This window comes from Raineyella sp. LH-20 (assembly GCF_033110965.1).
Taxonomy (GTDB): domain Bacteria; phylum Actinomycetota; class Actinomycetes; order Propionibacteriales; family Propionibacteriaceae; genus Raineyella.
The window spans coordinates 566912-579689 of the sequence record NZ_CP137003.1 but is presented as its reverse complement, the minus strand read 5'-3'; the positions used below and the strand labels follow the sequence as shown (position 1 = coordinate 579689).

Annotated in this window: 9 protein-coding genes and 2 tRNA genes; 4 read left to right on the top strand and 7 right to left on the bottom strand. The window is 71.0% G+C overall.

The window, feature by feature from the left end; all coding sequences use genetic code 11:
• The first annotated feature begins 53 nt into the window (after window positions 1–53).
• Window positions 54–140 (top strand) — tRNA-Ser (locus tag R0146_RS02530).
• A gap of 1 nt (window position 141) precedes the next feature.
• Complete coding sequence (locus R0146_RS02525; RefSeq protein WP_317691287.1) at window positions 142–585, top strand: hypothetical protein; 444 nt, start codon at window positions 142–144, stop codon at window positions 583–585.
• A 15-nt stretch (window positions 586–600) separates the two neighbouring features.
• Here R0146_RS02525 and R0146_RS02520 read toward each other — a convergent pair whose 3' ends face one another.
• From R0146_RS02520 to R0146_RS02500, 5 genes are all read right to left on the bottom strand, one after another.
• Window positions 601–3015: an FtsX-like permease family protein gene (locus R0146_RS02520; RefSeq protein WP_317691286.1), complete on the bottom strand. Its 2415-nt coding sequence runs from the start codon at window positions 3013–3015 to the stop codon at window positions 601–603.
• Window positions 3016–3017: 2 nt separating this feature from the next.
• Window positions 3018–3719: an ABC transporter ATP-binding protein gene (locus R0146_RS02515; protein WP_317691285.1), complete on the bottom strand. Its 702-nt coding sequence runs from the start codon at window positions 3717–3719 to the stop codon at window positions 3018–3020.
• A 181-nt stretch (window positions 3720–3900) separates the two neighbouring features.
• The gene (locus R0146_RS02510; RefSeq protein ID WP_317691284.1) at window positions 3901–4575 is read right to left on the bottom strand and encodes a response regulator; all 675 of its coding nucleotides are present in this window, start codon (window positions 4573–4575) and stop codon (window positions 3901–3903) included.
• Window positions 4572–5711, bottom strand: a complete 1140-nt coding sequence (locus R0146_RS02505) for a sensor histidine kinase (RefSeq protein WP_317691283.1) — start codon at window positions 5709–5711, stop codon at window positions 4572–4574. Before R0146_RS02505 ends, R0146_RS02510 begins: the two co-directional genes overlap by 4 nt.
• Before the next feature lie 13 nt (window positions 5712–5724).
• Window positions 5725–7263, bottom strand: a complete 1539-nt coding sequence (locus R0146_RS02500; RefSeq protein ID WP_317691282.1) for an LCP family protein — start codon at window positions 7261–7263, stop codon at window positions 5725–5727.
• Between the two features lie 175 nt (window positions 7264–7438).
• Here R0146_RS02500 and R0146_RS02495 point away from each other — a divergent pair.
• Both R0146_RS02495 and acs read left to right on the top strand, forming a co-directional pair.
• Window positions 7439–7529: transfer RNA gene (locus R0146_RS02495), tRNA-Ser, on the top strand.
• A gap of 140 nt (window positions 7530–7669) precedes the next feature.
• Window positions 7670–9565, top strand: a complete 1896-nt coding sequence (acs, locus tag R0146_RS02490) for an acetate--CoA ligase (RefSeq protein WP_317691281.1) — start codon at window positions 7670–7672, stop codon at window positions 9563–9565.
• A gap of 80 nt (window positions 9566–9645) precedes the next feature.
• Here the strand turns inward: acs and R0146_RS02485 are convergent, their stop codons facing one another.
• Together R0146_RS02485 and R0146_RS02480 are read right to left on the bottom strand one after the other, a co-directional pair.
• The gene (locus R0146_RS02485) at window positions 9646–10527 is read right to left on the bottom strand and encodes an aminodeoxychorismate lyase (RefSeq protein ID WP_317691280.1); all 882 of its coding nucleotides are present in this window, start codon (window positions 10525–10527) and stop codon (window positions 9646–9648) included.
• A gap of 326 nt (window positions 10528–10853) precedes the next feature.
• The gene (locus R0146_RS02480; RefSeq protein WP_317691279.1) at window positions 10854–12677 is read right to left on the bottom strand and encodes a phosphoenolpyruvate carboxykinase (GTP); all 1824 of its coding nucleotides are present in this window, start codon (window positions 12675–12677) and stop codon (window positions 10854–10856) included.
• Between the last annotated feature and the right edge of the window lie 101 nt (window positions 12678–12778).

Here is a 12778-nt window from a genome sequence, read left to right as displayed (position 1 = left end):
CATGGTCCCAGCCTCGCACACGGCCTTCGCTAGGATCGAGGCTGATCCTCATTGGCGAGATCGCATAGTGGACTAGTGCAGCCGCCTTGAAAGCGGCCGAGCGGGTGACCGTTCCGTGGGTTCGAATCCCACTCTCGCCGCGTGAACACCTACCGCCTGGACGCAGTCCTGCCCGCCCGGGCCTTCGGCATCGCCGCCGGCCTGCTCATCGTGGGCGGCGTCGTGCTGGTCGCGGCGATCGGGCTGCACTGGCATGTCGTGGTGACCGCCATCGCGATCGTGCTGGTGCTGCTCGGTGCTGTGCAGCTCACCCTCGCCCTGATCGTCGCGTTCCGCGGCCGGGTACGGATCAGCCTCGACGACGGCGGCTACCGGCTGTCCGCGCTCGGGCGGACCAGCGAGCACCACTGGACCGACATCAGCCGGGCCACCGTGACCGAGGACCAGTTGCGGCTCTACCCCCGCGACGACGAGGAGCACCCCGACCGGGTCCCGTTGCTGGACCCGGCACGGGGTGCGGAGCTCGAGCGGCTGGCGGCCGAGGTCACCGAGCGGATGCGGGCGGCGTACGGTCGGCTCGACTGAGCAGAGCCGGCCGGGTCACTCCTCGGCCAGAGCAAGCGCCGGGCTGACCCGGGCCGCAGCGGCTCCCGGTGCGACCGAGGCCAACCAGCCGGCGGCGATGGCGACGACGGCCACCGCGAGCAGCCGGCCCCACGGGACGACGATCAGCACCGTACTGACACCTCCCGCCAGCGCGTGCACGCCGGCGATGCCGTAGCCGATCCCCAGCCCGATCCCCAGCAGGGTGCCGATGGCGGCGAGCACCACGGCCTCCCAGCCGAGCATTCCGCGCAGCTGGCCGCGGGTCAGCCCGAGGGCCCGCAGCAGCCCGCTCTCCCGGGTCCGCTCCAGCACCGACAGACTGAGCGTGTTGCCGATGCCGATCACCGCGATGACCACCGCGACCGCAAGCAGCCCGATCACCACGGCGAGCATGGTGTCCACGATGCCGGTCATCTCGTCGCGCTGGGCGGCCAGACCGGAGACCTGGGCCTCGGTGCCGGCGGCCCGGCTGACGTCCTCGACCACCTGCGCCGGGTCGGCGCCCTGGTCGAACCGCAGCCAGATCATCGCGGCGGCCTGCGGGTCGACCTGCTGCAGAGTGGCGGGGGTGATCACCGGCCCGAGCCGGTCCTTCCCGACCACGGAGGTGACGGTGGTCTGCCCTCCCGGACCCCGCAGGGTGACCTGCTGACCGTCGACCAGGCCGGCGTCCGGGGGCGCGACGATGGTGCCGTCGCCCAGTCCGTCGACCATCCGGTCGTCGCGGAGCAGCCGGCGCGCGTCCGTCGACAGGACGGCCGCGTCGACCTTGTGGTCCTTGCCGTCGGCGATGGCGGTCAGCGTGGTCATCGGCACCCGGGCCGCGCCGGAAACGCCCGCGGTGTGCGCCATCCGGTCGTACGTCGCAGTGGACATCGTGGTCGACGGCTCGGCGATCGCGTCGACCGGGAAGTTCTGGTCCAGTTCGGCCGTCGTGGTGCGACTGGCGGAGGAGGCGCCGACCAGCATCAGGGTGACGATGGTGGTGCCGATCAGCAGGGCGGTGGCAGTGGCCCGCAGCGGGTTGCGCCGGGCGTTCTCCGCGGCCAGTTCACCGGGCAGCCCACCGAGGCGGCCGCTGACCCGGGACAGCCCGGCGGCGCACGCGGGCACCAGCCAGCGGCCCAGCACCACCACGCCGATCAGGGAGACCGCGCCGCCGACCAGCCCCGGCACCAGCTCGTTCTCGACCGCGCCGTACACCAGCAGGCCGGTGCCGCCGAGCGCGCCGACCGTGCCGAGGAATGCCCGGACCACGCCGCCGCGGGTGCGCAGAGCGACCGGCTCCAGCGGACGCAGCGCGGCCAACGGTGCCACCCGGGTCGCGGCCCGGGCCGGGGCCAGTGCACAGGCCACGGTGAGGACGACCCCGGCGACCAGGGGCACCACGATGCTCCACCACGACGGGGTGAACGCGACCAGTTCCATCGAGGTGCCGCGGGACACCCGGACCGCCAGTGCGGTGAGGGCGCCGCCGAGCAGCAGCCCGCCGACCGAGCCGATGCCGCCGACCAGCAGGGCTTCCCCGAGCACGTCGCGCAGCACCTGTCGCCGGGTCGCGCCGACGCAGCGCAGCAGGGCCAATGCCCGGGTGCGCTGGGCGACGACGATGGTGAAGGTGTTGGTGATGACGAGCGTGGCGGTCACCAGGGCGATCACCGCGAAGCCGAGCAGCAGGCCCTGCATCTGGGCGAGCCCCTGGGTGTAGTCCTGGATCCGTGCATCGATCTCGTCATGGCCGGTGCGGACGGTGAGATGGGCGTCACGGACCGCGGGCACGGCGGCGACGGCGTCCCGGACGGTCGCCTGGTCGGCGGCACTGTCGACGAACACCTCGTCGTAGCCCGGCGTGGTGCTCATCGCGAAGACCTGGTCGGGGACCGCGAAGGCGGTCGGGGTGCCCTCTCCCTGGTCGTCCACCGTCGCGAGGATCCCGACGACACGCAGTGCGGTCGGGCCGGCGTCGGTGAACGGGGTGACCACGACCTCCTGACCGACCGCCAGCCGGCGGACCCGGGCGGTGGTCGCGTCGAGGGCGATCTCGCCGGGTCGGCTCGGCACGGTGCCCTCCTGCACCTGGTAGCGGTCGGGCTGGGGGAGGGTGGTGAGCACCAGGGACGCCTGGCGTCCCTCGATCTTCTGCATGGTGGTCGCCCGGGCGCCGGCGCGTACGCCGGTCACGCCGGGCAGCGTACGGATCGGGTCCAGGCCGGAGGGCGGCAGTGCCGTGCCCTGCTTGACGTCGGAGGGCAGGGTGACCACCGTGGCGGCGGTGCCGACACTTGCTGCGGCCTGGTCACGCATGGTGGCCCACAGCGCGTCGCCGAGCAGCAGGCTGAGCGCCAGGAAGGTGATGCCGAGGACGACGGTGACGAGGGACGCCACCAGACGGCGTGGTTCGCGCAGCATCGTCAGCGCTCCTCGTCGGCGACGATCCGCCCGTCGGCGAGCCGGATGGTCCGGTCGGCGTACGACGCCGCGTGCGCGTCGTGGGTGACCATCACGATCGTCTGGCCGAACTCGTCGACGCTGCGGCGCAGGAAGGCCATCAGGTCGGCGCCCGCGACCGAGTCCAGCGCCCCGGTCGGCTCGTCGGCGAACACCACCTCCGGGCGGGTGACCAGGGCGCGGGCCACCGCGACCCGCTGCTGCTGGCCGCCGGAGAGTTCGGACGGTCTATGGTCGAGCCGGTCGGCCAGCCCGAGCACAGTGACCAGCTGGTCGAACCACTCCCGGTCCGGGCGCCGCCGGGCCAGCCGCAGCGGCAGCAGGATGTTCGCCCGCGCGTCGAGGGTGGGCAGCAGGTTGAACGCCTGGAAGACGAAGCCCACCCGGTCGCGGCGCAACACCGTCAGGTCGCGGTCGTTGAGGGTGGTGATGTCGGTGTCGCCGATCCAGGCGTGTCCGGAGGTGACCGCGTCCAGCCCGGCGGCGCAGTGCATCAGAGTGGACTTGCCGGAACCGGACGGGCCCATGATCGCGGTGAACCGTCCGGTGGTGAACTCCACGTCCACCCCGTCGAGGGCTCGTACGGCGGTGTCGCCGGAGCCATAGATCCGGGTCAGGTCGGCGGTGCGTACGGCGGCGCGTGGTGGCGCGGTGATCGTGGTCATGGCGCCCACTGTTGTCGGCCCGCGGCCCCGGGACATCGGTCGGCGGGCGGGGCCCGGGGATACGCCCGGGGTCGTAGGGGACCTCACCCCAGGGGCCGGTCGGATCGATGCCCGGATCACCTAGGGGAGGTACCCACCGACACGGTCCGTCAGGGGCGCGGCCGGACCAGGCCCGGGTCCGTCAGGGGCGCGGCCGGACCAGACCCGCGTCGTACGCCAGAACGACCATCTGGACCCGATCCCGCAGCGAGAGCTTGGCGAGGATGTGGCCGATGTGGGTCTTCACGGTGGCTTCGGAGAGGAACAGCTCGTCGGCGATCTCGGCGTTCGTCAGCCCGCGGCCGACCACGGCGAGCACCTCCCGTTCGCGGGCGGTCAGCGCCGCCAACCGCTCGTCGGGGGTGCGCAGGTCCACGTTGTCCGCCAGTCGTGGCGCCAGGCGGTCCAGCAGTCGGCGGGTCGCCGACGGGGCGACCACAGCGTCCCCGGAGTGCACCGCCCGGATCGCGGCGAGCAGATCCTCCGGACCGGCGTCCTTGAGCAGGAATCCCGATGCGCCGGCGCCGAGGGCGGCGTACACGTACTCGTCGAGGTCGAAGGTGGTCAGCACGATCACCCGGGTGGTCGGGTGCTCGGTCACGATCCGGCGGGTCGCCGCCACCCCGTCGAGGCGGGGCATCCGGATGTCCATCAGCGCGATGTCGGGGGCCAGCCGGTCGGCCAGCGCGACCGCCTCGACCCCGTCACTGGCCTCCCCGACGACGCAGATGTCGGGCTGGGCGTCGAGCACCATCCGGAAACCGGCCCGGACCAGGGCCTGGTCGTCGACCAGCAGGACACGGACGGGTGCGGTCACGGGTGGGACTCCTCGGCAGGCAGGGTGGCGATCACCTCGAACCCGTCGGGACGGGGTCCGGCCACCAGGTCCCCATCGTAGGCGGCGACCCGTTCCTGCATCCCGATCAACCCATGTCCCCGGCCGTCGGGGGTGCTGCGGCGTCCGGTGTTGACCACGGCGATCCGCAGGCCCTGGGGCGAGTGTGTCAGGGTGACGTCGGCGGTGGCGTCCGGGCCGCCATGGCGGAGCACGTTGGTCAGCGACTCCTGGACGATCCGGTGGGCGGCCAGCTCCGCCCCCGCCCCGAGAGGCCGGTGGGTGGCGGGGTCGCCCCGTTCGGCGTACGTCACCGGAAGGCCGGTCGCCCGGGTGGCCGCGACGAGGTCGGGGATGGACTCCAGGGAGGCCTCCGGCTCCAGGGTGGCCGGGCCGTCAGCGCCGTCGCGCAGCACGCCGACCAGGCGGCGGGTTTCCGCCAGCGCGGTGCGGGCGGTCGCGGCGACCGTCTCCAGGGTGGTTGCGTCCTGTCCGTGGAGCCGGGCCAGGTAGGCGCCACCGTCGGCCTGCACGACGATGACGGACAACGAGTGGGCGACCACGTCGTGCATCTCCCGGGCGATCCGGGCCCGTTCCTCGCCGGCGGCCCGCCGCTGCACCGCGAGCTCGGTGCGCCGGCGCTCGGCGCGGAGCCGGCCCATGAACCAGGCGGCGGCGCAGACCGCGAAGCAGCCGAGGGCATTGGCCACGATCGTCGTCGGATACTCGTGGCCACGGGTCAGCGACCAGTCGACCCCCGCGGTGACGGAGGCCACGGCCGCGACCAGCAGCCAGAGCCTGGCCCGGCGGGGCTCGGTCCGGGCCGCGACGGCGTGCAGCACGATCGGGACGGTGACGTTGGCGGGGGTCGGCTGGCCGGTCACCGCGAGCTGTACCAGATGGGCCGGGATCAGCCCGAGGGCGGCCCACTCCGGGTGGGTCCGCCGGACGAGCAGCGGCAGCAGGTAGGCCGCGCCCCACAGCAGGTAGGGCCATTCGGGGCCCTGCTCGTGCAGGGCGGTCGTCGAGCCGAGGAGGAACGGGGAGAGCAGGGCGGCGATGATGGCGTCGCCGACCATCGGGTGGCGGACGAACCAGGACCTCAGCGCCGCGATCACCGTGCGGGCCCGGTCACTTCACCCAGTACGGCGGGTTGGTGGTCGCTTCCTGGGCGGCCACCGGGTCGTACGCACAGACCGACCGGACGTTGACACTGGTCTGGGCCGGCGTCGGCGAGGGGGTCGACGCCGGGGTGGTGCGGGAGCTCGGGGTCGCCGTCGCCGTCGGCGTCGGCGTCGGGGTGCTCGGCGCGGGCGCGGCGGTGTCGGGCGTCTTGACGAGCGACTCCTGGATCGCCGCCTGCACCTGGGTGCGCATCAGCGGGAAGTCGGGGCGGGCGGAGCGGAAGCCGGCCACGTCGTTGGTGAAGACGATCGAGCGGATGTTGCCGGCCCGGATCAGCAGGGCGAGGTTGAGCACCGACGGCAGATCCGCCTGCGGGATGTCGGTGAGCACCACGCCCTGGAACTCGCGGGCGATGGCCTCGTAGCGGCTCAGCAGGTTGGGCACGTTGGCCTGGTCGGCGAGGGCGCTGATCACGCAGCGCTGCCGGCTCATCCGCTGGAAGTCGTCGGAGCCGTAACGGCCGCGGGCGTACCACAGCGCCTGGTTGCCGGTGAGGTGCTGTTCGGCGCCCGGCGAGAGCCACTGCTTGGGCGGCACGTGGGCGTCGGTGCTGCCGCCCATCGGGATGTAGTTGTTGATGTTGACGGTGACCCCGCCCATCGCGTCGATCAGCCGCTCGAAGCCTGCCAGGTCGACCACCGCGTAGTAGTCGATCGGGATCCCCAGTGCCTCGCCGACGGACGCCTTCATCGCGTCGCCGCCGGCATGGGTGGAGTCGGGGAAGAGTTCAGGATGCTGCTGGGGCACGAACTCGTAGAGCGCATTCAGGAAGTACTCAGGGTCGTCGCCGTTGTAGCCGTCGTACCAGCCGTTCGGGTAGGCCTTGCGCAACGGTCCGGCAGGGAACGGCATCCGGGCGGTGTTGCGGGGCAGGCCGAAGAGCACCGTGTCACCGGTGGAGGTGTCGATCGAGGCGACCATCACGGTGTCCGTACGCATCCCGGTGCGGTCCGGGCCGGAGTCGCCGCCGAGCAACAGGATGTTGAGCCGGCCCTTCTCCTTCCACGCCTGCGGAACGGTGCCGGCGGTCTGTTCGGTGTTGCCGCCGAACACTGCCCGGACCAGATCGGCCTGCGACCAGGCGTAGCGGGCGCCGACGGCCGACGGGGCGGCGACGGCGAAGGTGAGCACCGCGACCATCAGGAAGCCCACCACCCGCTCCCACCGGCGCACCGGGAGGGGGCGGAGCTGCAGGTGCACGGCGACGATGGTCACCACCCAGCCCAGCCCCACGACCCCGAACGCGACCCCGGCGACGCGCAGGAACATCGGGTCGACGATCAACGCCAGTGCCCACTCGCGACGGACTGCGATCACCACCCCGAGCGCCACGGCGGCGCCGACGACGAGGGTGATGACGAGGTTGCCGAGCAGGCGGTGACCGGCCCGGATGAGCCCGACGCCAGGCACCGCGGCGGTCAGGACGGTCCATCCGGTGGCGCCGACGAAGGAGTTGGCGCGCAGCCGGTCGTGCTGGGGGTCCATGGGTGCTCCGAGCGTCAAGAATCAGTTCTCCCCAATGTAACGCCCCGTTCAGCAGGATCCCTTAATGCCCCGTTCAGCAGGGCCGGCACGCCCCGGTGGCCCGGTTGGACCGCTCGGGGCGGAATCTGTAGCATGATCCCTCGGTACTCGGGGCTGTTGCAGGCCCTTCGTGCTCGGAGGCGTCGCCTAGTCCGGTCTATGGCGCCCGCCTGCTAAGCGGGTTTGGGACTTATATCCCATCGCGGGTTCAAATCCCGCCGCCTCCGCTCTGATGTGTGTCCCCGGTCACCCGGATTCGAAACGGCTTCACGGGTGACCCGGGACACACTAAAGTGCTCCCCGTTCCACGTACAGGAACCCCCGGGCATCGGGCCCGTGGGCTGTACGCGTTGACGAAGGAGTCACCGTGGCCTCTGCCCCTGGAGAGTTCGTCCCGCCGTCCGCTGCCGTGCTGGCCGGCACCCGCGTCGCCGACCACGCCGCCTTCGCGGCCCACGCCGGCCAGGATCCGCTGGGATTCTGGGCCGCAGAAGCCGCCGAACTGGACTGGTCCCAGCCGTGGGACCAGGTACTCGATGACTCCGATGCCCCCTTCTTCCGGTGGTTCACCGGGGGTCGTACGAACATCGTCGCGAACGCCGTCGACCGCCACCTGAGCGGACCGCGGAAGAACAAGCTCGCGCTGATCTGGGTGCCCGAGGGCGGCGGCGACCCTCGCACCTTCTCGTTCCACGCACTGAACCGCAACGTCAACCGGATGGCGAACGTCCTGAAGGCGATGGGCGTTGTCAAGGGCGACATCGTCACCATCTACCTGCCGCGGATCCCCGAGATCTGGTTCGCGATGCTCGCCTGCGCCAAGATCGGTGCGGTGCACTCGGTGGTGTTCGGCGGCTACTCGGCCGACGCGCTGCGGGAGCGGATCGACAACTCCGCCTCCAAGCTGTTGATCACCGCTGATGGGTCCTGGGTCAACGGATCGGTCTTCCCGATGAAGGCGATCGTCGACGAGGCGATCCGGTTCTCCCCGACGGTGGAGAACGTCATCGTGGTGCGCCGCACCGGCACCGAGGTGGAGATGGACCCGCTGCGGGACCACTGGTACCACGACCTCACCTCGCTGCCGATCGCCAACGGCCGGTGCGAGACCGTCGCGGTGGACGCCGAGGACCCGCTGTTCCTGCTCTACACCTCCGGGTCGACCGGCCACCCGAAGGCCATCGTGCACACCCACGGCGGCTACCAGGTGGGGGCGTACGCCACCACGAAGTACGTCTTCGACGTCCGCGACGAGGATCGTTACTGGTGCACCGCCGACCCGGGCTGGATCACCGGCCACACGTACGGCCTCTACGGGCCGTTGCTCAACGGGGCCACCTCGTTCATGTTCGAGGGCGGGCCCACCTTCCCCTACCCCAACCGATGGTGGCAACTGATCGAGTACTACGGCATCTCGATCTTCTACACCGCCCCGACGGCGATCCGCTCGCTGATGCGCTTCGGCGACGCCTGGCCGAATCGCCACGACCTGTCCTCGCTGCGGCTGCTCGGCTCGGTCGGCGAGCCGATCAACCCGGAGGCCTGGCACTGGTTCCACGACGTGGTCGGCAAGGGGCAGAGCCCGATCATGGACACCTGGTGGCAGACCGAGACCGGCATGTTCCAGGTCACCCCGACCCCGTCGATGCCGCTCAAGCCCGGCTCGGCCGGCAAGCCGTTCTTCGGACAGGAGGTGGCGATCCTCGACGACGAGGGCAACGAGGTGCCCACCGGCACCGAGGGCATGCTGGTGCTCAAGCACCCCTGGCCGGCCATGCTGCGGACCCTCTACAAGGACGAGCAGCGCTACCTCGACACGTACTGGTCGAAGTACCCGGGTGCCTACCTCACCGGTGACTCTGCGCGGGTCGACGAGGACGGCTACGTGTGGATCGTCGGACGGACCGACGACGTGATCAAGGTCTCCGGCCACCGGATCGGCACCGCCGAGGTCGAGGCCGCGATGAACTCCCACCCCGACGTGATCGAGTCGGCCGCGATCGGCCTGCCGCACGAGGTGAAGGGCCAGGCGATCCACGCCTTCGCCATCCTGCGGGCCGGGCTGAAGGGCTCCCCGGAACTGGCCGAGGACATCCGTCGCCACGTCGCCCAGCACCTCAGCCCGATCGCCAAGCCGGACGTGATCGATTTCGTCGACTCGCTGCCGAAGACCCGCTCGGGCAAGATCCTGCGGCGCGTGCTGAAGGCGCAGGCGCTCGGCGAGGACGTCGGCGATCTGTCGACGATGGACACCGGGGCCTGACGGCAGGGACACCGGGGCCTGACAGCAGGGACGCCGACGTCTGACGCCGAAGGGGACACCGGGGCCGGCGGGCCCCGGTGTCAGTCCTCGGTGGACTCCAGCGCCACCAGCAGATGGGTCGTGGCCTTGGCGTCGACGCTGACCGGCCGGCCGTCCAGGGCTCGCACCGGGACGGCCAGCCGGGTGCTCGACAACAGCCACAGGGCATCGGCCGCCGGCAACTCGGCGGTGCTGATCCGGCGGTACTCGCAGACGTGTCCGGCCCGTTCGAGGTGGCGGAAGGCCCGGGCCTGCGTGGTGCCGGCGAGGATCCCCAGGTCGGTGTCGGGGGTGGCGTACGTGTCGCCGAAGCGGGCGAGCAGCGTCGAGGTGGGGCCCTCCAGCGCATAACCGTCGCTGCTGGTGAACAGGACGTCGTCCGCGCCGCGGCGGGCCGCCTCCCGCAGCGCCGCCTTGTTCACCGCATAGGACAGGGTCTTGGCGCCCTGCAGCAGCCACGGCGAGGTCTGGGCGACGTCATGGCGGTAGCCGCGGTCGAGGGTGACCACCCGGATCCCGTCCCGTTGGGCGGCGGTGACGTCCTCGCGTTCGGCGACGTACACCCAACCGGTCGGCAGGTCGGTGCCCTCGACGCCACGGGTCATCACGAACTTCGCGTACGCCCGCCCCTCGGAGCCGTACGCGGCGACAGCGGCCAGGATCGCGGCGCGCCAGACGTCCAGCCGGGGCGCCAGCAGATCGAGGAGCCGCGCGGACCTGGCGAAGCGGCGCAGGTGCGGGTCGAGCGCCTGGACGTGGCCGTGCAGCACCCCGGCGGTCTCGAAGATGCCGTCACCGCGGGTCACCGCCAGATCGGTCACCCGGAGCTGAGGGGCGTCCGGATCCGCCCGGTGGAACGACTGCCCGGGGGCGAGGGTGCCCTCGGCGAGGTCGTCGACGAAGAACAGGACGGGGCTGGTCATGGCGGATCGCGCTCCTCGGGTCGTGGGTCGGAGCGGTCAGCGGTGGCGTACGCCGACGACCGATCGCTCTCGCTCCCATTGTCGGCCGGAGCGGCCAGGTCGGCATCGATCGATTCCGGGACAGGTGACCCGGGCGACCGTCGGTGCCCCCGGGAACAGGCGGTGACCTGGGGTTTCCCGCGGACGGGGGTGCCCCCGGGAACACTCGGTTTCCCCGGAACAGGCGTGTCGCCCGTCCCCACAGTGGGGAACGGGCGACACGGACCTGAGATCCTGAGTGCGACGTCGGGATGCTCAGGATCCGGGGTGCAGAGGATCCGGGGTGCTCAGGCGTCCAGGGTGGCCTTCAGCTCGTCCAGCCGGCCCCACAGCTGCTGGGGCAGACGGTTGCCGAGCTTGGTGAACCACTCCTCGATCAGCGGGATCTCCCGCTTCCAGTCCTCGGCATCGACCCTGAGGACCTCGGCCAGGGTGGCGTCGTCGACCTCGTCCTCGATGCCGGTCCGATCGATCGCGTCCGGCGTCGGCACGAAGCCGATCGGGGTCTCGACAGCGTCCGCAGTGCCCTCGAGCCGGCGGACGATCCAGGCGAGGACGCGGCTGTTGTCGCCGAAGCCGGGCCACAGGAACGCACCGTCGTCGGACTTGCGGAACCAGTTGACGTAGAAGATCTTCGGCAGGTGCGCGGTCTCGTGCAGCGTTTCCATGTCCAGCCAGTGCTGGATGTAGTCACCGGCGTTGTAGCCGATGAACGGCAGCATGGCCATCGGGTCGCGACGGACGACGCCGACCGCGCCCTTGGCGGCGGCCGTGGTCTCGGAGGAGCAGGTCGCGCCCATGAAGACGCCGTGCGCCCAGTTCAGGCTCTCGGTGACCAGCGGGACGGTGGTGGCGCGGCGGCCGCCGAAGAGGATCGCGTCGATCCGAACGCCCTGCGGGTCGTTCCACTCGTCGGAGAGGATCGGGCACTGGTCGATCGGCGTGGTGAACCGGCTGTTCGGGTGGGCGGCCTTGGTGCCCGCCTCCGGGGTCCACGGCTGGTCCTTCCAGTCGATCAACTCGGCCGGCTTGTCGTCGGTCATCCCCTCCCACCAGATGTCGCCGTCGAGCGTACGGGCGACGTTGGTGAAGATCGAGTTGCCCGCCTCGATGGTGCGCATGGCGTTCGGGTTGGTGGAGTAGCCGGTGCCGGGGGCGACGCCGAAGAAGCCGTTCTCCGGGTTGACGCCGCGCAGGTAGCCCTCGTCGTCGAAGCGCATCCAGTTGATGTCGTCACCCAGCGTCTCGGCGGTCCAGCCGGCCAGCGTCGGCTCGATCATCGCGAGGTTGGTCTTGCCGCAGGCGGACGGGAAGGCGCCGGCGATGTGGTAGGTCTTGCCCTCCGGCGAGGTGAGCTTGAGGATCAGCATGTGCTCGGCCATCCAGCCCTCGTCGCGGGCCATCACCGAGGCGATCCGCAGCGAGTAGCACTTCTTGCCGAGCAGCGCGTTGCCGCCGTAGCCCGACCCGTACGACCAGATCGCGCGCTCCTCGGGGAAGTGCACGATGTACTTGGTGTCGCTGCACGGCCAGGCTACGTCCTCGACGCCCTCGTCCAGCGGGAAGCCCACCGAGTGCAGGCAGGGTACGAACTCCTTGTCGCCGCCGGCAGTCATCGCCTCGAGCGGGGCGGTGCCCATCCGGGTCATGATCCGCATCGACATGGCGACGTACGCCGAGTCGGAGATCTCCACGCCGAACTTGGGGTCCTCGGCGTCGATCGGGCCCATGCAGAACGGGATGACATACATCGTCCGTCCGTGCATCGCGCCGCGGTAGAGCTCGGTGAGGGTGGCCTTCATCTCGGCGGGGGAGCGCCAGTTGTTGGTCGGACCGGCATCGATCTCGTGCTCCGAGCAGATGAACGTACGGTCCTCGACGCGGGCCACGTCGTCAGGATCGGAGGCGAAGTAGTACGAGTTCTTCTTCTTGTCGCCGTCCAGCTTGATCGCGGTCCCGGCCGCCACGAGCTCAGCACCGAGGCGGTCATACTCCTCCTGAGAACCGTCGCACCAGTAGATCGAGTCGGGTTCGGTCAGGGCCGCGACCTCGGAGACCCACTCCAGAAGGGCCTTGTGGGTCGTGGGTGCCTGGGTGGTGTCGACGGACACAGTGTGCTCCTCGTTGAGATCGATGAACCGGCTAGGACTAGCAAGGATGCCCGGATGTTGCGCCGATTCTAGGCCACTGACCCAACTGGTATTACAAGGCT